The organism is Glutamicibacter sp. FR1, assembly GCF_047300825.1.
Taxonomy (GTDB): domain Bacteria; phylum Actinomycetota; class Actinomycetes; order Actinomycetales; family Micrococcaceae; genus Glutamicibacter; species Glutamicibacter nicotianae.
Map to the genome: position 1 here is coordinate 38,259 of NZ_CP178603.1, position 18,704 is coordinate 56,962.

Genomic DNA, 18,704 nt, shown 5'->3' on the forward strand with positions numbered 1-18,704 from the left:
ACTCTTCGATCCTGTCTTGGTCAGCCATGCTGGTATGTCCCTACTCTGACTATCATTGATCACGATTCCTTCGTCGCCGACGTGATTTTCGTCCAGAAGGTGGTTGCGGATCAATCAGGCGATTGCCCTTCTTGTCGCGATTCCAACGTCGAGCGTCCTGCTGATCCAGCGCCTTACGCTCTTCCTTGCCTCGGGCAGCGTCGTAAATTGTGATGTCAGTCTGCACAATTGAATAGTCATCAGGATCAAAATCTTCTCCTTTGTACCGTTCCATGAGCTGATCTTTAATCCAGGCTTCTACATCTCCGTCTTTAAACGTTCGAATATCAGAGAGGACGTCTGAGAGGTGATAACCGTCGTGGCTACCGATTTCGACGGTGCGAAGATCACCATTTCCCAGATCGAAGGTGACGCCGATTTTTCCACGTTTGTCTCGAGCTCGTTGACCCTTGGCAGCGCGGCGCATCGTGTCCAGGAAAGTAGCCATACCTTGTAGATGGCCTTTTGATCGCTTTCCTTTAGGCATCGTGATGACGTGTTTACGTCCACCGTTGGGCATCACCGTAGTCTTCTTGAAAAACCTTCTCCGGCGCTTCTTAACTAAGCTTTTCGAACGATCTTCTGCGGCATCGAGCTCTTCTTGATTCTCGTCATCAAAATCTTCATGCTCTGGTTCATGTTCGACAGGAGTCACGACAGGCTCAGGAGCGTTCCGCTTAGCACGGACCTTAACTAACTGTCCTGCTTTGTTTCTCCTTCGTGCAGGAACATGGATAGTTCGCCCATGCTGCAGAATCTCCAATAGCGCTTCGCGATAGGATTCGCCACTAGTCTCCCCCTTGGAGATCTTACGAGCCATCTTTTCAGAGCGCTCGATCATATCGCCGATTTCTTTCCACGTTGCGTCAAAGACTCGGCGGATCTCATCGACTAGCTCAGAAGGTGTGAAGTCCCCATATTGCTTGGACATCGTTATGCCTCTTCAGCTGGTTGGTAAATGGCATCGTCATCAGCAATCTCGAATTCCGAATCGTTATACGAGCGCTCCCACAAAGCTCCTGCTTCAGACGATTGTTTGCGCAGCTTATTCCTGGCCTCACGAGTAGTCGGGACTTTATATGAACCTTGCAAGTAGCCTTGAAGGCGCATCCTCCCTACACGGCCGTCATCGAACCCTCCATCAGCTGTTGGCAGCGACCAGGTTGGAAGAGTCGTCGTGTAGATAGCATCGCCATTGATGCCCAGAAGGGTCGAAGGATCGACGCTAAGGGCTCCACCCATGACCTTGCGATCTGAAGTAGGGCAATGTAGCACTCGTGCACGGCCTCTAGCCCAAATTTGAGCAGCATACTCTGGATGATAGAACTGGTAACTCCGCTCATTCATCTGTTGACGCTCTTTGTAGACCCAGAGCTTTCCTTGGGGCTTGGCTTCACCTTGAGCGTAGGACGGTAGGTCCTGCACACTGCCGGTGACAATCGACTTGGAGCGGCCACGAGACGCAAAGGCGCCAATGGTCTGAATCAGAATGGCTCGGATTGCAGCTGCTACTGCAGCGCGTATTGTCGGATCCATCTCGTCATCATTCTGCACCCATTCGCGAGCACGGATAATTCGCTTGGCGAATGTATCGAGCGGTCGAGCGGTGGTTAGACCATGGCCAGCGTCTTTGCGGCTTCGCTCCGCGTGTCCTTCAAATCGGATACCCTCGATAGGCTCGATGAGCCACCCGAATTTCCTGGCTACATGAATCTCAGAGGTATCAGCCCATGTGACTGCTGTGGCACCCGGACGATTTGGGTAGTACCAGCCGTCGTCAGCGTTTTGGTGCTGCACGCCAAAGATCCCCACGTGATTCCATGTGTCGGGAACCGTGTACTTGATGAGAAGCCTTCCGCGGGCATAAGGTTCGTGCTCGAAGAGATCATTCGCAGCTGATCTATTGAGCCTGACTCCAGGGCCAGTCCCCAGCTCGCGGCATAGGGCCGCGTACATGAATCTGGCATCCACGTAGGCAAACTCATCGGCTTCTGGTGTCTTAGTAGGATCAACCAGGGGGATGCAGTCTTCATGTTTGGAAAATGAAGGCCCTGCAACAAGATGTTCTAAGTGATGCTGACCTGAAGTGCGGTGGATTTCCTCAGCGATATCTTCAGTGAGGTGAATGGGATCTAGATTGCGCGGCAAAGAAAAGGCCCAAAGGTTGGTCCCTGTTCCGGCTGGGCTCAGCGCAATTGGAGCACCTTCAAAGGCCTCGTCGATCATGACCTTTAGAGCTGTCCAGGCATCTTTGGCTTTATTCGGAGTAAGTGGAGTATTGCCGAACCATTCAGCAGCTGTACGAATTTCAACCCGTCGGCCGGTGTTGATGTGTTCAAACCGTCCCGTGACAGGTTTGCCCATCCAGTGTCCGAGGCCATTCCAGCCAGGGGTTTGAACGAGGAGCCAGTGACGCTGTCCGCGGTCTGCTCCAGGGACGTTGCCTGTGAACATGACTCGTTGAGCGCCTTCGGCTAAAGCTGTATCCAGGATGTCCTGCAGATTGGGTGACTTGCGACGCGCGCCAACCTTGGCGATTACTGGTTTGCCGTTCTGCATGACGCCCCTCTGGCCTCGGAAATCAATCCAGAGGGTAGGGGGGTCCGCGAGGTTTCGCCAAGGTTGAGGGCGCATCGTCAGGGGTCCTTAAATCTAGAGCAGAAGGCTACTTCGCCTACTTTGTGGCTGCTTCCGGGAAGGTGTCTTCTTCGAGCTTGGTGTAAAGATATGGGCCGCGGATTGTTGTCTGAATGGAGCGAGCCCAGAGCACTGGGTTCTCTGAGAAAGAAACAAATCCTGAACCATCTGCAGCTACAGTGTTGAGGTCCAGCTCAATGACGTCCGGCGCCTTCCCGGTAATCTCATGGGTAAGGTCGTCGTTGAGGGTGAGCGTGGCTAGGACCTCATCCTGGTCCCCATCGCGAAGTCCGAAAAATTTGAGTGTAAGCATGTCCACTCCTTTCTATATGCTATTCTAGATTAGCATAAATTGTTTGCTGTTGATAGTGATCGCTACAGGATTTTTCCTGATTTCAACATCGCTTCCGCCCTACGTTTGAGCGAGTCTGCGCGCTTGGTACCGATGATTTTTTTCATACCCAGACAATCATCGGATTTGGTGATCTTAACAAGCAATTGGAACTCATTTTGCGTCAGTTCCGGCTCACGCTGCTTGCGATAGCGTTGGAAATTTGAAGCATTGACTCTGTCTCGATTACGGGCGAATGTGAATCCGTGATCAATACCCACAACTCCGCGGTTATCGACAATGAAGTTGCCGCCGTGCCTATCTTGCTGTCCGATAAGCGCGTCGTAGAAGGCAAGATTATTGACCTGGTCTTTGGGAAGATCGCTCAAGGGGATTCCTGTGTTATTTGAAACCCGCCCAGATTGTCCATACGATACCGAACCCAATTGGCCATCGACTTCTCGAATGATGCAAGGTGATATCAACTGTGCGTATTCAGGGCCCATGGTTTTGGCGAATTGCCAAGCCGCCGCTTCGTGGATTGGCTGCAGAGCTTTATCTTGACCATAGAACGCGGCCGTCGAGTGGTCCAGGTCGGAGAATGGCTTGAAGTATCCATGTTCATCGTCCCGACCGATCTTGATTTTCTTGGTCGTATTAACTCCTTCGCCAATGATGCGTATTGTTTCGCCGCGCCTTAGTAGAGCCCCTTCTTGCCAAGTGCCCGACGAGGTTTGAACATCAACCAAAGCCTGGATCTGGTCCTTGACCGGTTCAACATATTTACGATCACTGTCAGACACAGTGATGCCACACAGCGTAAGAGGTTCTTTATTGCCGCCCTGCACGGGATCACCGGCATCGCCACTATTGCCCCCGCGGCCGCCGCCCATACCCCCTCGGCCACCGCCTCCGAGCCCAGCCCCGCCACCGGCAAACCCGCCGGCCATGCCGCCGTCTCTGAACGGCTCCGGGGCGGGGCGATGAAGATTATCGTTCTGAACATCGACTCCAGGTCTATATGTGCCTGCCAAGAGCACTTCAGCAGGGGCACCATGGTCCTTGGCCCAGATTTTCAGTTGGTCTGCAGGTTTTCCTTTGACGTCATTGAAGTCTAGGTTTTCTTCATTACCTGCCCACGCTTCAATGTTCTTCTTGATTTTTCGATTATCTCGGCGCCGCCTGTTGTGTGCTTCGCGAGCTTTAGTGCAATTCTGCCCTGGGCAGCGGCGATCATCTCGACACATGATTCCATCCCCTCGTCGTGGTTTGCCATACGGGAAAGGGATAGCCTCAGCATCTGCTGAAATCGGTCACAAGAGCGCCTAAGAATTTTCTCGTCACCACAGAGGCCTCCTGCCATCCAGGTTATGGATGACAGGAGGCCTCTTGAATGAACCAGGGCTATTTTTCCCCTTTGCGACGACGTGCACCGGCAGAGATGAGAAGAGCGAGCGCACCTAGAAGCACGGCGCCAGTGAGCACTATTCGAGGAAGATCAAGACCAATCCCCCATTGGTCGATGGACACCAATGCTTCCTGAGCTGTCACTACAATCTTCTTCTCCAGCAACCAATCTCGTACTGGAGTGAAAACACCGGCCAACAGTGATCCGACTCCAATCATTCCCACAAGGCTGATTACCGCGATTATCGCGATTGGCGCATCCATTTCATTGTTGTTGTCCATGGCGAGCTGCTCCTAGTCTTCAACTACTGGGTCAACGGGTTTACGTGTCCGAACCTTGTCGCTTGGTTCTAGAGCAAGCATTTCCGGCTCGCCGGTGCTCATGGCGCGATAGTCGATTTGCGCTCCCACTTCATCAATGAGTACATCTTCAACAACGCCCCAAAGTTCTAGGTCTTCGTCAATTTCAACGAGGTCGCCAGGTTCGAGTTTCGCAGGTTCAACGGAGATTGTTTGATCGGAGAATCCTCCGAAGCTCTCATCGTCATCTTCACTATCCGAAACGCTGTCATCGTCAGGCAGCCAGGATTCGAGGATCTCTGTTTCTTCGACTGCCTCAGGGGTTTTATCCGCGTTCTCAGCAGGGCCTTCTCCTTCTTCATGCTTGACCCAATTCGGATGCGGTCCATCGATAATCTTCGCGTCCAGATAATCGTCCAGCAATGAAGGCTGCTCTTTGCCGTCGATGTCGATCTGAATGTCCGGCACATCTTCGATGTGTTTGATACCCCACCGGGTTTGAGAAGGCTTCACGGCTGTAACGAATGCTGGGTCAAACCCTGGCGCGACAGGATCTGGATTCGGTGCGTAGATGAACTGAGATTCAACCACATCGCCATCCAAAGTTGTGGCGAATCCTCGACCCTTCTTGCTGCGTGCCACAGTCGTTCCGACAGCGGCGTTTTCCCACATCATCATCGCGCCCTGAGGATCCAAACGGCCAACGGAGTATCGAGCACCGAAATTTGAGCGCATTTCGCCGTTTAGGAATTCGACGTCGGGACGCTGCAAGCCGAGTACCAGGTGAATTTTGGCTGTTCGTGCCAGACGTCCGAGATCTGAGAGCCATTCTTTGACAGGCGGTTTGCCCTTGTAGCCTTGCTCAGCCCACCAGCTTTCAATGCGCTTCACCAGTGAAGCAACTTCATCGATGATAAGGATCAGCGGTTCGAAGTCATCCAACGAGGCCTTGCCGTCTTCGATCAGGTCATATCGCTCATCCATCAGCTTTTTGGCATCATGGATTAGCTTGATCTGATGCGGAACCTTGGCCGCGATGAACTCAACGTTGGGCCACCAGCGGAACCCAAGGAACTCAACGCGCTTTCCATCAACAACCCACGCACGAAGCCCTGCATGCGAGCATGCGATAGCCATGTTGTGCAGGATCACGGTTTTTCCTGATCCTGTGGGGCCAACAATCAGTGCGTGCGATTGCAAGTAGGGACGCCAAGTAACGACCAAGTTATTTTCAGCTGCAGCGATAGGCACTTCAAAAGCCGTGTACTGGGAATGCGTGAGGATCGGCTTGAAGGAGCTGACGTCGACTTTCACCATCGAAGGTAGCTCCTTGCGTTGTTTGAATACGACGACATCTCCCACGGTGTCCCAATGAGCGCGCCAATGCCCCGGGACACGGGTATTGAAAATTCTCTCGACCCTGTTGCGCCGCGCTGCCATGGCGAAATCAGTACCCTGGTGATGCTTCACAGTCACTTCTTCAACTCCGTCAGGGTCCGCCGTGGTTTCGACTTCCATAGGATCCTTGAACAATTCGGAGGCAACGAGCTGTGCTCGGGTATCGGCTGATTCCTCGCTGGTACCTTCTTGCTCAGTCTCAACGTCTTGCAATGAAGCCACTAACGTGAAGGGCTGCGGCCCTGGCTCGATTTTGATGGCCATGGCTGGAAACAACTTTTGCAGTATTGGTTTAAGAGCAAGTCCGATCACCAGATTTGCTCTGGTCTGTCCTAAAGGTTTGCCGTCCCAGGTCACTGGATTGTGATGGAAAAGCAGCGCAGCTGGTTTGGGCAAAAGCGAGCGTGTCCATTTATCGCAGCGGATCAGTTTCCGGTCAATTCGTTTAGCACCGAGCGCGTCGTAAGTTCTCAGTACGAGCTCGTCCATGATGCGGTCTTTGCGGCGGCGCCTCCCATGAAGAACGGACGCGCCAACAACAACTATGCCCAAAAGGCTGAAGGCAAGAGTTGCGTTGATCGAATACCCAAGGATCTCTGCGACGGCCCACCCCGCTAGAGATGCGATGACAAGGGCGAGCATTCCCTGGGCGAATAGATATCGACGTGGAGGTAGGAGAGCGAACTCGTCCGGCGTTTCCAGCGCCATGGATGACATTTGATTTCTCATGCTCAGGGGATAGCCCTTGCGCACTTCGAAATCGGTCATGTGAAAGACGAGGAAATCTGGAATTTCCAGCACTCCTACTTGACATGGTGTGATATCATCGAAACTAGGTTCTCGTAGAGGTTCTTTGATTCGATGAATCAGCACCAGCCAAGGGAGTTAGAGAAGAAAATCAAGGTATCCTGCCAGGTTTCAGGCATGGTTTCCCTCCCCAGCACGAGATGATCTGCCGGCTCGTTTCTTGCTGGCGAAACAGGTTACTTTTCGACTAAAGGCCGCTTGGTCAGAGTGTTCTCGTGGATGCCATTAGTTGCATCCATATCTACTTACCTAGTTGCTCCACTAATGGGTTTACTGCGATCCCAACTGTGATTTTAGTTAGATCGGTGGGAGCCGAAGCCAAGCTATGAACATCGTCATGTCTCTAGGACTTGACGTAGGTCTTACCTAATTCGTCATCTAGGTAGTTCACTATTTCCATCACTGTTATGCACATAGTTGCTGGCTTATGAGTACTGCGAGTTTGTATAGATGCTTGCTCCTAGGCAGAACAATAAGTAAGGCGCCCTCTTCCAAGAGGGCGCCTTTGTTGCGTTTCGAAGCTATGCGGGAAAGTGGTTATCCAATGAAATATCGATCGTCAGGTGAATCTGTTGGAGCGACTTCGTCAACAAATTTTGGTCCGTCGGAGAAGTCAACCCAACTATTGACTAGCCACCCTTCACGTGTGTTGACGAGTTCGATTACTTTGTTGGCAGCACGGTACCCGTCGCCTTTTGCTGATTGGGTGACATGATCGAAAGAGACCAAGAATTCTGCTTTGTCGTCGGTCAGACTCAACTGAGAGATTTCTAAATTTTGAGCAGAAGATACTTGCCGAGTCTCTTGGATTTCGGTCCAGGCGCTGCCGCCATCTCCTTGGCCGTAGGTCTTCAGGATTTTTTTGGCGTAGTGACTGGAGCACCATTTAGCTGCGCGGCCGATCCAAGCATCCGCCGAGGAATCTTGGTAGGACCAGGAGTAGTATCCCTCGACAAAACCGTGAATCGTCATCGTGATTTGAGGAGTAATCGGATTGGTGGGATCTGCTTGGGGAGCTGGTGATTCCACTTCCCAGGTCATAGAAGGTTCTGACTGCTGTGAGTGATCTTTAGGAGCTACTAGCCAGACAAGCAGGAGAGCTACAACTGCGCTTAGGGCAATAATCCATCCTCGCTTATTCATGGCCTTCAACCTCCTCAACGATTGGGGTCGCCGACTCAGGTATTAGGCTATAGCCGACCGGATTCTTTGGCAGCGGCACCTCGATTGTTCCTTTATTAGTTACGGTCACCATTGTTTCTTGATCGATCATGATTCCAACCTGGTCCCATTTCCCTTGAGCAACCTTGCCCATGACGATGAGATCTCCGGGGGCTAAGTCATCTGTTTGGCGGCCGGCCGCCCACGGGTCGACATATGGAACCCCGCGGATCTCTGCTTTCTGAGTTGCCCAGTAGACAAAGCCATCATCGTCCCATTTTTTGAATTCTCGTCCCCCTCGGACATGAGATCCGCCTAGGCCTTCTTTCGCGGCATCGACTAAAGCACTGCGTACTTCGGTGAGATCTGCTGTTGAACCCGCAGCGAGTGATGTTGTTGCACCCATCGCTGGGCACTCGGTGTTGATCGGCGCTTCTCCACCAGGTGCACCTTTGAGCATCTGTGTAGCTACGGGTTCCCAATTGTCATACAGATCAGGGAATTTGCTGACCTGAACTGCCTGGGCAGCTTCCCCAAGGCCAATCTGTTCCCAATTCTTTATCGCGAAGAGTCGCTTGATGAATTGTTCAGTGGAGTACTCCACCTGCATTAAGCTCTTCACCGGCCCCCATCCCTGTGATGGACGCTGCTGGAACAGCCCTACTGAATCATGATCATGACCGGACCCATCGATTGGGTACCCTAACGATTCGGGAACTGTAGTATTCGCTAGAATTTTTCCCTTAGATTCCTGCAGTACGGTCATCAACGTGATCACCACAGCCCGGTCATTTCCTTTGAGCTTTCGAACGGCGCTGATCACTCCTGCAAGGTTTTTTGCTTGTTTCTCATCGGCCACATATTTTTGCCCATCAGCACGTCGGTATGTCCCTGCCAAACCTCCACCAGTCTCTGGAATTTCTTGCTTGGGTGAATCTGGATTTTCTTCTTGATTATTAACTGTCTGGACCTGTTGTGTCTCGTCAATCCCAAGATTCACCCCCTTCTTCTTCATCCATGGGACGGGAGGAGTCGGCTGCCCGTTAATACGAATCTCGAAATGTAGATGCGGGCCAGTGGCGTTGCCTGAAGCTCCCACATCAGAAATGTGCTGTCCCTTTTGGACCTTCTCGCCGACCTTGACATGAATACCCTTGGGCCACGAATGTACATATCGGCTTTGGACCCCACCCCCATGGTCAATCGCGACCATATAACCGGAATTTCCGCCAGTCGATTTGCCTGCAATTGAGACAACGCCATCAGCCGCAGCCAAAATTGGGGTGCCATCTGGTGCCGAAATGTCCTGCCCAGAATGTACTTGAAATATGCCTAGAACCGGGTGTACTCGGCCACCATACGACGAGGTGAGTTTCCCTTTGAGCGGGTTGAGCCATTCGCCAGTGTAAACCTGATCCGGGCTCACTACATTCGGCCCATCCCCAACCTGGCACTGGAGCCCATTGTCATTGTTCGTCCCCGACCCATTCTTGGCTGCTCCGCTGAAGCCGGCCACCATCACAACCGGGAGAATAAGTGCTGACCCTGCCAACAAGATGGCGATGAGGAGACACCCTATACCAAGACCAGCACCGGTTTTTTTAGCACTGTTATTGGTCATCTGCTGACTTTCACAGGCTCGGGAGTATGAGCAGCACGACGTTGCTCAGCTCGTTGTTTCAGAAGTTCTTCGTTGGCTTTATGCTTCGATACAACCTGTGCTGCAGTATCACGTGCCTTCTGAGCCGTTGCTAGCTTGGCCTGAACGCGCTCACGCCGTTTCGGCATATGCTTAGCAACTTGAGCTGATTTCGTTGTCTTTGCAGCCATCTTGTTGGTCAGCTTCTCCATCTTTTCTGGAGTTGATGGAGTGCCAGGACGTTGAGCATCCTTTCGCTGAGCAGCGGTCAGTTTACGGTCGACACGATCCATCGATCGCTGGACACGTTCTTGCTTACGGTTCTTGCTATTTTCAAAACGCTCCTCACGGCCTTGATAGCGGTCTACTTTTCGCTGCTTCAGGTCAGTCTTCAGCTGTCCTGAAGATACGTGCGTTTTAGCAGCGCTAACTGTTTTACCCACCTTGCTTGCAGCCTTTCCTGCCACAGTTGCTGCAGTGACTGCAGTGCCTACGCCAGGTACGCGTTTGGCAGCTAGCAATGCTGCCGCTTTTACTTTTCCCCGTGCGTTACTTTGAGATCGACGCTCGTTAGTTTGCCCTGTGCCCGCAGGAGCGTCTTGAGGCATTTTTGATGGGGCTTCTTTATACACCTGAGCATCAGAATTTTGGGCAGCTGATCGAGCGTTGCGGGACATAGTCCTCGCGGATGCGACATTTGAAACCGTGTGAGCGGCACTGCGCACTTTAGAGATAGCGCCGCCAACGTTTACTGGCTGGCTTTGGCCTCCACGGTCTCCGAGAGTGTTCTTCATCCGCTCAGCTAGCTTTTTAGCTCTTGTTACCAACCACGAACGGTATTTGAACAACAGAACAGCTGAAACAACGGTGAAGATCATCACGACCGTGAATTTGTTGCGTCCCAGAGGTGCCAGGAAATCTAGGAAGCCGACGATCGCGAGAAGGACAATGACAAAGAGCGCGAGGGCGAACCCAGTGAGGAACAGTCCGTAGAGGACCATGACCAGGCATTCCCAAAGGCCGCCTCGTTCGCCTCCAGGCAACAAACCGATGAGCAGCTGATACAGCAGAACACACGTGCGCCATGCAAGAAACAGGACCGCGCCGGCCAGAATGGCAAAGAAAACGATCACGAAAATTAGCATCCCCGAGAGCATCATGACTGATCCAGCCATCACGTCCAGAGTGCCGTTCGGAGTCTCTAAATAGGCTTTGGCCTGTGGGTCGCATTTAGAAATGGCATCACGAACGCGGGTGTCAGCACCGTCTCCAGTAGTTACTTCCTGGATCTTTTGAGTGAAGGTTTCCGCACATTTCCCATCGAGGGTTTTACCGAATGCTACATATTGCAGAGGTTCTCGGAGCATCACGTCAGTGAGTTTGCTTCCTACTGAATCTGTGATGACTTGATTTGCCGTGAGATTATCAGAATTTTGCTCTCCGTTAGTAGCGATGGTGATGGCTACTTCGTTACCTGCGTTCCGGAACTTATCGAACGCTCCATCAGTACCGAATACTGAGTTCATCGGATTAGACAATGAGCCCATCAGAAGTACGAGTATTCCGATCGTTACGGCGATATTCATCAATGCGCTTCCGGCCTTGCCTCGCATCAGAGCAATACCGTAAACGGCGCCTGAAAGCGCCATGGCGAATCCGATGTAGCTGGATTTGATGGGAGACACGACTGCAGAGATGTTGTCGGAAATCCCCTTGACAGGGGAAATTAGCCAATCGACCCATGTGAACGAGAAGACAAAGTGGATCAACCACATCATCGTTTTGAAGGACCCCGTGTAGGGACCCCACAACAGATCAATAAACCAACCGTCGATGACATGGCGCGGGTGCCAAATATCTCCGCGGTCGACGGGAGTAGTGAGATACTTTTCTGCTGGTACGCCTTGTGAGTCTTTCAGCGAGCTCATAGGGTCGGCAGGGATCTCCCCCTCAGCTGGGGTACTGAGCGGAGAATCCTCACTTGTAGCTGCTGTCGAATATGAAGGAGCCGTCGCGGCTAAGGACGAAGGCGCGCCGATTGCTACGCTGCTGATGGCTAAAAGGAGCGCAAAACTGAAAAGCATGTAGAGGCGCTTCATTCTAGCCTCCGATTCGTGCTGCTTGTGGGGTGGTGAGGATGGCTGCAGCGATCTCAGGATCTGCTGGCAGAGTGACCTTTATTTCCCCGTGGTTACCTGACTGGTCGATAATCATCGCTTCGCCTTCTCGCCCAGGAACGATTTTTCCGTCGGCTTGTTGGGGCGAGAATCCGCGCACTTTCTCCACTTTTTCCTCGTCGTCGGGATCAAGTCCAAGAAAAGCTAGGCCCTTCTTCGCTTCTTCTTCATCGGTGTGGCGCATCAAGATACGGAACGGGATGAGTCCGCGTTTGTCTCCGAACTCGACTGGATCGTGTGAATCCATCCCAAGAACAGCTTTGGCCTTTCGCCCCTCGCGGAGGAAGGAGTTAACGATTTCAAGTCCCTGAGGATTGCTGGTGAGGTGGTGGGCCTCTGAAGCCATGAAAAGAGCTAGATCCGAGTCGTCTTCAAAGCACACCTGGTGAGCGATCCTAGCGATGAGCGCATACAAAGCCCGACCGTAGATTTTCTCCAAGCTGAGCTGTTTGAAGAGGAAACCTTGGCTGAGCTCTTCAGGAGACGGAAGTTCCAGACCGTAGGTACAAAATACGATTCCTCGCGCATCTTTGTTGAGCGGTGGCAATGTCTCGTCGAATAAGACCCGGCCCTGCTTCTTCTTCGAGAAGGCCTGCATGGTACGTCCCAATCTCCGCTGTTCAGGATCATCTGTTTCTCTCTGGAGGAATTCGACGAGCTTTCCTAATGAATCGATCCCGTGCTCTTCAAGATGAACCGGATTGAGCATTTCGTTGAGGACGATCCCCATTTCGTCTGAGGGAGAGATGTTCATCAACATGGCAGCTAGGGACTCCACATGTGAGGCGCCTTCTTCAACACCGAAAACACGTAGAGGATCCAGAGAATACTCTGGTTCAACTAGGTTGATTGCGGTGCTTGGGATGCCCTTTTTATCTAATGCACCAGCTACGGAAAGCCACTCATGAGTCGCTGATTTATCGATCACCAGATAACGTCCACCACGTTCCGCAACGAATGCTGTGATCTTCTTGAGCGTCAAGGTTTTACCGGCACCGAGTTCTGCGACGACAGCGAAACAACCAGACTTATTACCCATCACGGCGCTTTCGATATCGTGCAAAACGGGAGTACGCCGTCCGCCAGTGGTATTGATTCCCAGCATTGGTCCACGTTCAGCTCCCAATGAGTCAGAAGCGATAGGGATTGATGCTGACAGGTCATAACTGGTGGTGGGTGGCAACGCATATTCTTTGACAATTGGAGTCATCGGGGTGCCGATCATCATGGACTTCCACAGCTCTTCCATGAGCTTTGGCAAAGGGGCCTCGACGCCGACTTCCATCTGCTTGTAGAAGTCGATGATCTGCTTACCGTAGGACGTTACTTCCTCTGCTGAAGAACCACCGACGGCCAAAAGTACTGTCGGCGTTATGGAGACTTCTTTTTCATTGCGGCTCAGGGCTTGCTGGTACAACTGCAAATCACGCTGGTGGACATCGAGCTCAGCATTAGAACCCGTAACCGATTCGTCTGTTCTCTGATCACGCTGATCGTTCAGGCGTGATTCGTTAGTTGCATTCTGTTTCTTTGCTTCACGCGCATCGATCGTGGTGAATCGCCATACCCAATCCACTGGGAACGAGAGTTGGTCAATGGCGCTCATCCACTCGCCGCCAGGGAATTCGAATCCACCGAGCGGCATCGAGCGGATAGCCAGGACCTGTTGGTATGAAGGCTCGGTGCTGGCTGCCACTTTGATGTAACGACGACGGAAGATACGGTCTTTGTTCTCTTCACGCGGATCAGTTTGCGCTCCCTGATCCATCCAAGGTTCAGGAATGATCTGTGCCTGGCCCTCAACCAAGGATTTGTCATGACCATGCAGGCCGATAGCTTCGTCTAAATACAGGCCTCTCTGCATATGGTGAAGTGCCAGCCAGACATGTTCCTCTGGGGTGGCCGGCCGAGCACGGAACATCGTCGGGAGGTTTTTCAACGCTTGTGTACTCGACAAGCTGCTGGATTCTAAAAGTTTCAGGTCCGGGGACATACCAGGAAGGGCTAGGGCGTCGTGGAACTTCCGACGCAGGACAGTGCCGTGACGACGCAGTGTCTCTTTGAAGGAAGAAGACTTCAACGGAATGGAAAGCCAGAAAGTACGAGTGCCGAACTCGATGTCATTCCATGATTCAAGGGTTTTAGCGACTTCATGGAACCAGTGCGGACACTGCTCTGGGTCGACGCCTTCGATCATTGCTTCGACCATTGCTGAAGGGTCAAGCGATGCCGTGATGCCCATGAGCATTGATTCGCCGCGGAGGCTCTGGAACAGGTCCTCATGAAGCTTTTTGATCATGGAGCGCTTCTTGAAGGGTGCGTATCCATATTTCTGCGGTTCTAACCGCCAAGTAGCCCAGACGGTACCAGTATCTGTGAATGCAAGATTCTCAGTGAGATCGGTATAGGGGAGGATACGCCTAGACATGATTGAGACTCCTTTTAGTGGGTGCCGGTTTGAGCCAGAAGATGCTTCAATGCGCTGGAAGCTTGTATGGGTGACTGCGAAGCTGACTGTTGTACTTCCGGCGGGGTAGGTTCCGGCAATGAGATAGGGGCCGGTTCGGGCACAAGCTCTTGATAGAGAGAGGTAGTGCTGCTGTTGATGAGCACGGTGCGTGCCCGTGCCCGAGCCGGCTTATCGAATTTCAAGGGTTTCCCGCGGTATGTCCCCTGCCGGCTGAAGTACCGGGAGTTGATTGCGCCGGAGAACCCATCGAACTGTACGAAAGGGTTGCCATCGAGCTTTTCGAGCTTTCCTGCCAGAATTCCTGAGCCGAGGACTAGTCCAGCTGCGAGAAGCAGGTTGATCCCGAGGGAGTCAGTCCGCCACAGCGCGTAGCTTTTATAGAGCAACATGCTGACCGCAGCGACTGTCACGATCTGAGCTGCCGTATAGGGTCCGCCGATGATCTTTTCACCGCTGGGAAGGCGCCCGATCATAATCGGGATACGGACAACCCGGTAAAAGCGTGTGACTATCCGAGGAGATTCTTCTGACATGACGTGGCCTTAGCCCAAGGAACCTGAAGGGTCATCTGTTGCGTGGGTGATGGACACAGAATGCGCTGCAGAAGGCACGGTGCCCTCCACTTCTTCCTGAATGGTTGAGTACCCGCCAACGACATACCAGCCGATGACACCTCCCAAGACCATGGCGCTGAGCGTCTTGCCCCAAGACCCCTTGGACTGCCAGAACACGACGCCGCAGATGAGGATGATGATCACACCCACGCCGATGATGATTGTTCCTTTGCCCTGGTTGAACAGGGAGTTCACGGTTTCAAAAACGTTGCCGACGACAATGTTGGATGTCAGAGCACCGTTCAGTTCGTTGAGATTCATTGCTTTGGTTCCTTTCGTGGTGTCTGGGCCTTAGCGAAGGTTTCGTCAAGCCCAAGAGTGGAAACTTCCCATCGGCCGGCTCGTGCCGTGAGGGTCAGTTGGAAATCCCCGAGAGTCTCGGTGGTTTTGTTTGTCAGCAGCATGCGCGCGTTGACGTGTATTAGATCCCCATCAGTGGCCTTCTCTCCTGGTTCTTTGTCTCCGACCACATACTCGATGCGTGCGGAAGAGTAAGGGGCTGGAGAGATGGGAGTAATGGTTGTGCCTGGGGAAACGAAGCGTGTGAGGTCTCCGCTGCCGCTGAGATAGGACTGCAGAAATCCTTCGACTGAGCTCGTGACGGCCTTATTAGCCGAGAGGTCTTTTGAGTAGCCTTCGAATTTCTTGCTTTTGGCAGCGGGGTGCGCCCTTTCGCTAGGAAACCCGAGAATCGATAATTCTTGGTTCCCTGCGGTGATGAGCAGCACGTCAAATGCCCTTGGCTGCCATTGTCCTGACGGGTCTTTTACTTCAACCGAAACAGTGACTCGGAACGTCGATTCGTTAACGAGCCCAAGTTCAGACACACTAACTTCTCTGATCTCCGAGCCCTTTTTGGGAAGTCGAAGACTGGTGGTCTGTGTATAGCGGGATAGCCGTGAGGCATCGTCCTTAGTCGCGGTCAACCAGGAAGTAACGAAACCTTGGGCTATCGACTGCGCTTGTTGAGCTAGGGCAGGTGGTACTCCTGGCTTCTGCTCAACTACCTGAGCTGCAGCCGGTGGGGACATACCTTCAGAGATTTGGTATGACACGAATGGATAGGCCAATAGACCGACCACAATCAGACCTGACACCATCTTGTTTGAGATGCTGTGCCCCTGAGTCCAAGGTTCACCTTGGATAACTTCCGAAGCCTGCTGGTTCGCTACACCATCGGTTGAGTTCTTCTCGCGCTTGAACCGAGCGAAAATTCCAGCGTTTGGTTTCTTCGCTTTGCGTTGGGTTTTCATGGTCTTCCCTCCTCTCGGATGTATTCGGCTGCTTCTCGGCCGAGCTTCATTTCATCTGACATCAGGAACCGTGCCAGTTCCTCTGCTGCCTCTGAGCTGAATGGGCTTTCTAAGACATCGGCAACTCGTTTCTCTAAGCTCTCTTCGGCGTTGATGACCACTTCGCTGTGCTGAAAGAAGGAGTGGAGATTGTCCTCAAGAGAGGGCGAATTAGCATGCTCTGAGGCATCTCTAGCCTGATCTTTCATTGAGGTCCCCTGTCGAGATTTTCTAGTTCTGCCTATAGACAGCCCCCTGAAATACCAAAAGCGGTCAAATGATTTTCAAAATTTTTTTCACTGCAAGAAGACCCAAGTCAGGATCAGGAATTACAAGTCAGAAGAGTGCAGCTTGATGGCTGGGATCCAGAGTGATCCAGATTCGAATCTAGGGGCGCTGAGGAGCGTGGATCATGACGAAAGGACGTGATCCACATGGGTACTATCACCCGAATCAACACTCGCTTGAACTTGGAATGGGAAGCGCAGCACGCGCATGAAAAGGCCGACCATGGCACCGCCGGGTTTATCACTGGAGACGAGTATCTGGCTTTTCTCTCTAGTAGCGAACAGGCGACTTTGCATGACTGCCTCCAGGACGCTGTGAGTGGCAACAGCACAGTCGAAAGAGCATTGCTGCATTACTTCCAGGGCATGGCTGTCAACGCTGCACGCACCTGCAAAGGACTGCGGTACCTGAAGAGTATTGGGCAGCAAGACGAAGCGCTGACCATCGCAGTCCATGCTTTATGGGAAACCATCAAGACATATCCGCTCCAGAGGACCTCCTCCGTGACTGGAAATCTGCAAATGGAAATGCTGAAAAGAATCACCCGGTCAGTCAGCGCGAAGCTGCCGCAGATCATGGCAGAGCAAACCTATGGTGATTTCGAAATCGCAGAATCAATTCATTCTGAAAGCTGCACTAGTGCCGCTATGGAAGCTCATCCCATGGAGTGCCGTCCTCATGAAGAAAGCATTGGATCGCCATGGATTGAGGTCATGCGCGTACTTGAGTGGTCAGTCAAGACTCATGCCTTAAGCGTCAGCGAAGCTAAGCTCCTCGGACAGTACACATCGGCTACTACGAAAGAACGCCACAAGCTTGCCGATGAGCTGGCAATGAGCAGCTCCGAACTCAGCGATAAGATCTCAGTCCTCAAACGACGGCTAGCACGTCGTCTAGCAAGTGCTGGTGTCGAGCGAGGATCACTGATGTGAACCGTTATCCACGAATCCACAGAACCGGGTGCCCCTACTTATGAGAATCCCCCATGTTAATTAACTTAAATGGGCCTCTCAATTTGACGGAACTGACTAGGCAAAACATAGATCAGGCGTCACCGATTGCACGTGGTTAAGCGTCACCGATTGCACGTGGAAAACTTCCCTCACTGAGTTGAAGTGTCACCGATTGCACGTGCTGCATCCCTGGAATCACGCGGATTAACTCCCCCAAATAAATATCCACACCCACTGAAATACGGGCGTCACCGATTGCACGTGGATAACTTGCTCTATCCACAGAAAGTACTTCGCATCATGTCAACTGCAGCAGAGCTTATGACCAACCGCCAGCTTCGGCTAGTTGATTTGGCCTGTGACCTTGAGGGAGAACTTTTCTCAGGGCACTACGCTTCACGAATCATGGCGCAGCTCTCATTGCCCTATAAAGACCCCAAAGACGCCCAAGAATGGGTCCGGCGAAACAATGCCCTCACCCTTACTCTCACGCCGGGTCAGGTGACTGCTCAGGACGGGTCACGTCAACGCCTCTACCCATACGGAGTGATCCCCCGGTATTTGATGACCTGGATGACTACTGAGGCTTATCGCACGCGGTCGCGACAGCTCTATCTGGGTGACTCACTGACTCAATTCCTCGCCACTCTAGGGATGAATGGATCCGGTGCTTCCGGCCGGCGAGTTTTAGATCAGCTGCACCGGCTAGCCGTCGCCAATATCAATATCGAAGATGTTCGTGACCAGAAGTCCAGATGGAATATCACCGGAGAAAATTTCCACATTGCATCTCGTTATGACCTCTGGTTCTCGGCCAAGGACGTACCCAACCAGGAACAGCTTCTGGGGTCAACGATTACCCTGTCAGAGCAGTTCTATGAGGAAGCCATCAAATCTCCCGTCAAACTACACCCTCAGATATTGAGAGAGCTCGCGGGATCGGCAATGAGGCTGGATCTGTATGTATGGCTTTCCTACCGGTTACGAAACCTGTCGAAGCCGACTACTGTCACTTGGTCTCAGCTAGAAGCCCAATTCGGCTCTGAGTACAAACATCAGCGCCAGTTCAAAGCAAAATTTCTCGCGCACTTACGAGAAGTGCAGATCTTCTTCCCCCACAACGCAGTAGCGGCCCAAGTCCAAGGCTTGCGCCTGAACCGGGCCGCTAAGGTACTTACCTATTAGAGCGAT

At 52.4% G+C, this 18,704-nt stretch carries 16 protein-coding genes; 2 read left to right on the forward strand and 14 right to left on the reverse strand.

Annotated elements, in window-relative coordinates:
- Window positions 1–52: 52 nt before the first annotated feature.
- From ACLQ8T_RS16560 to ACLQ8T_RS16625, 14 genes are all read right to left on the reverse strand, one after another.
- Window positions 53–970: a hypothetical protein gene (locus tag ACLQ8T_RS16560; protein WP_413456512.1), complete on the reverse strand. Its 918-nt coding sequence runs from the start codon at window positions 968–970 to the stop codon at window positions 53–55.
- Window positions 971–972: 2 nt separating this feature from the next.
- Entirely contained in the window at window positions 973–2,598 is a 1,626-nt protein-coding gene (locus tag ACLQ8T_RS16565) for a hypothetical protein (protein ID WP_413456513.1), read from the reverse strand.
- 115 nt (window positions 2,599–2,713) lie between these two features.
- Window positions 2,714–2,989 (reverse strand): hypothetical protein, encoded by a 276-nt coding sequence (locus ACLQ8T_RS16570; RefSeq protein WP_413456514.1) that lies wholly within the window; start codon window positions 2,987–2,989, stop codon window positions 2,714–2,716.
- 62 nt (window positions 2,990–3,051) lie between these two features.
- The gene (locus ACLQ8T_RS16575; RefSeq protein ID WP_413456515.1) at window positions 3,052–4,254 is read right to left on the reverse strand and encodes a hypothetical protein; all 1,203 of its coding nucleotides are present in this window, start codon (window positions 4,252–4,254) and stop codon (window positions 3,052–3,054) included.
- 157 nt (window positions 4,255–4,411) lie between these two features.
- The gene (locus tag ACLQ8T_RS16580) at window positions 4,412–4,696 is read right to left on the reverse strand and encodes a hypothetical protein (RefSeq protein ID WP_413456516.1); all 285 of its coding nucleotides are present in this window, start codon (window positions 4,694–4,696) and stop codon (window positions 4,412–4,414) included.
- A gap of 12 nt (window positions 4,697–4,708) precedes the next feature.
- Window positions 4,709–6,913 (reverse strand): hypothetical protein, encoded by a 2,205-nt coding sequence (locus tag ACLQ8T_RS16585; protein ID WP_413456517.1) that lies wholly within the window; start codon window positions 6,911–6,913, stop codon window positions 4,709–4,711.
- Between the two features lie 543 nt (window positions 6,914–7,456).
- Window positions 7,457–8,062: a hypothetical protein gene (locus tag ACLQ8T_RS16590; protein ID WP_413456518.1), complete on the reverse strand. Its 606-nt coding sequence runs from the start codon at window positions 8,060–8,062 to the stop codon at window positions 7,457–7,459.
- The gene (locus ACLQ8T_RS16595; RefSeq protein WP_413456519.1) at window positions 8,055–9,701 is read right to left on the reverse strand and encodes a M23 family metallopeptidase; all 1,647 of its coding nucleotides are present in this window, start codon (window positions 9,699–9,701) and stop codon (window positions 8,055–8,057) included. Before ACLQ8T_RS16595 ends, ACLQ8T_RS16590 begins: the two co-directional genes overlap by 8 nt.
- Window positions 9,698–11,818 carry a hypothetical protein gene (locus tag ACLQ8T_RS16600; protein ID WP_413456520.1) on the reverse strand — a complete coding sequence of 707 codons (2,121 nt, stop codon included), beginning with the start codon at window positions 11,816–11,818 and terminating at the stop codon, window positions 9,698–9,700. Before ACLQ8T_RS16600 ends, ACLQ8T_RS16595 begins: the two co-directional genes overlap by 4 nt.
- 1 nt (window position 11,819) lies before the next feature.
- On the reverse strand, window positions 11,820–14,324 hold the full coding sequence (locus ACLQ8T_RS16605) for an ATP-binding protein (RefSeq protein WP_413456521.1): 2,505 nt from the start codon (window positions 14,322–14,324) through the stop codon (window positions 11,820–11,822).
- A 14-nt stretch (window positions 14,325–14,338) separates the two neighbouring features.
- On the reverse strand, window positions 14,339–14,899 hold the full coding sequence (locus tag ACLQ8T_RS16610) for a hypothetical protein (protein WP_388025525.1): 561 nt from the start codon (window positions 14,897–14,899) through the stop codon (window positions 14,339–14,341).
- A gap of 9 nt (window positions 14,900–14,908) precedes the next feature.
- Window positions 14,909–15,241, reverse strand: a complete 333-nt coding sequence (locus ACLQ8T_RS16615; protein WP_133834577.1) for a hypothetical protein — start codon at window positions 15,239–15,241, stop codon at window positions 14,909–14,911.
- Entirely contained in the window at window positions 15,238–16,233 is a 996-nt protein-coding gene (locus ACLQ8T_RS16620; RefSeq protein WP_413456522.1) for a conjugal transfer protein, read from the reverse strand. The genes ACLQ8T_RS16615 and ACLQ8T_RS16620 overlap by 4 nt, the downstream gene beginning before the upstream one ends.
- Window positions 16,230–16,481 carry a hypothetical protein gene (locus ACLQ8T_RS16625; RefSeq protein WP_413456523.1) on the reverse strand — a complete coding sequence of 84 codons (252 nt, stop codon included), beginning with the start codon at window positions 16,479–16,481 and terminating at the stop codon, window positions 16,230–16,232. The genes ACLQ8T_RS16620 and ACLQ8T_RS16625 overlap by 4 nt, the downstream gene beginning before the upstream one ends.
- Window positions 16,482–16,706: 225 nt before the next feature.
- On the opposite strand from ACLQ8T_RS16625, the gene ACLQ8T_RS16630 reads away from it, so the two are divergent.
- Together ACLQ8T_RS16630 and ACLQ8T_RS16635 are read left to right on the forward strand one after the other, a co-directional pair.
- On the forward strand, window positions 16,707–17,492 hold the full coding sequence (locus tag ACLQ8T_RS16630) for a hypothetical protein (protein ID WP_413456524.1): 786 nt from the start codon (window positions 16,707–16,709) through the stop codon (window positions 17,490–17,492).
- Window positions 17,493–17,813: 321 nt separating this feature from the next.
- On the forward strand, window positions 17,814–18,698 hold the full coding sequence (locus ACLQ8T_RS16635) for a replication protein RepA (protein WP_413456437.1): 885 nt from the start codon (window positions 17,814–17,816) through the stop codon (window positions 18,696–18,698).
- Window positions 18,699–18,704 lie beyond the last annotated feature (6 nt).

What these genes read in the sequence shown, in the direction of transcription:
- ACLQ8T_RS16560 (WP_413456512.1), bottom strand. Translation starts at nt 970, where the DNA reads ATGTCCAAGCAATATGGGGACTTCACACCTTCTGAGCTAGTCGATGAG.
- ACLQ8T_RS16565 (WP_413456513.1), bottom strand. Translation starts at nt 2,598, where the DNA reads ATGCAGAACGGCAAACCAGTAATCGCCAAGGTTGGCGCGCGTCGCAAG.
- ACLQ8T_RS16570 (WP_413456514.1), bottom strand. Translation starts at nt 2,989, where the DNA reads ATGCTTACACTCAAATTTTTCGGACTTCGCGATGGGGACCAGGATGAG.
- ACLQ8T_RS16575 (WP_413456515.1), bottom strand. Translation starts at nt 4,254, where the DNA reads ATGTGTCGAGATGATCGCCGCTGCCCAGGGCAGAATTGCACTAAAGCT.
- ACLQ8T_RS16580 (WP_413456516.1), bottom strand. Translation starts at nt 4,696, where the DNA reads ATGGACAACAACAATGAAATGGATGCGCCAATCGCGATAATCGCGGTA.
- ACLQ8T_RS16590 (WP_413456518.1), bottom strand. Translation starts at nt 8,062, where the DNA reads ATGAATAAGCGAGGATGGATTATTGCCCTAAGCGCAGTTGTAGCTCTC.
- ACLQ8T_RS16595 (WP_413456519.1), bottom strand. Translation starts at nt 9,701, where the DNA reads ATGACCAATAACAGTGCTAAAAAAACCGGTGCTGGTCTTGGTATAGGG.
- ACLQ8T_RS16600 (WP_413456520.1), bottom strand. Translation starts at nt 11,818, where the DNA reads ATGAAGCGCCTCTACATGCTTTTCAGTTTTGCGCTCCTTTTAGCCATC.
- ACLQ8T_RS16605 (WP_413456521.1), bottom strand. Translation starts at nt 14,324, where the DNA reads ATGTCTAGGCGTATCCTCCCCTATACCGATCTCACTGAGAATCTTGCA.
- ACLQ8T_RS16610 (WP_388025525.1), bottom strand. Translation starts at nt 14,899, where the DNA reads ATGTCAGAAGAATCTCCTCGGATAGTCACACGCTTTTACCGGGTTGTC.
- ACLQ8T_RS16615 (WP_133834577.1), bottom strand. Translation starts at nt 15,241, where the DNA reads ATGAATCTCAACGAACTGAACGGTGCTCTGACATCCAACATTGTCGTC.
- ACLQ8T_RS16620 (WP_413456522.1), bottom strand. Translation starts at nt 16,233, where the DNA reads ATGAAAACCCAACGCAAAGCGAAGAAACCAAACGCTGGAATTTTCGCT.
- ACLQ8T_RS16625 (WP_413456523.1), bottom strand. Translation starts at nt 16,481, where the DNA reads ATGAAAGATCAGGCTAGAGATGCCTCAGAGCATGCTAATTCGCCCTCT.
- ACLQ8T_RS16630 (WP_413456524.1), top strand. Translation starts at nt 16,707, where the DNA reads ATGGGTACTATCACCCGAATCAACACTCGCTTGAACTTGGAATGGGAA.
- ACLQ8T_RS16635 (WP_413456437.1), top strand. Translation starts at nt 17,814, where the DNA reads ATGTCAACTGCAGCAGAGCTTATGACCAACCGCCAGCTTCGGCTAGTT.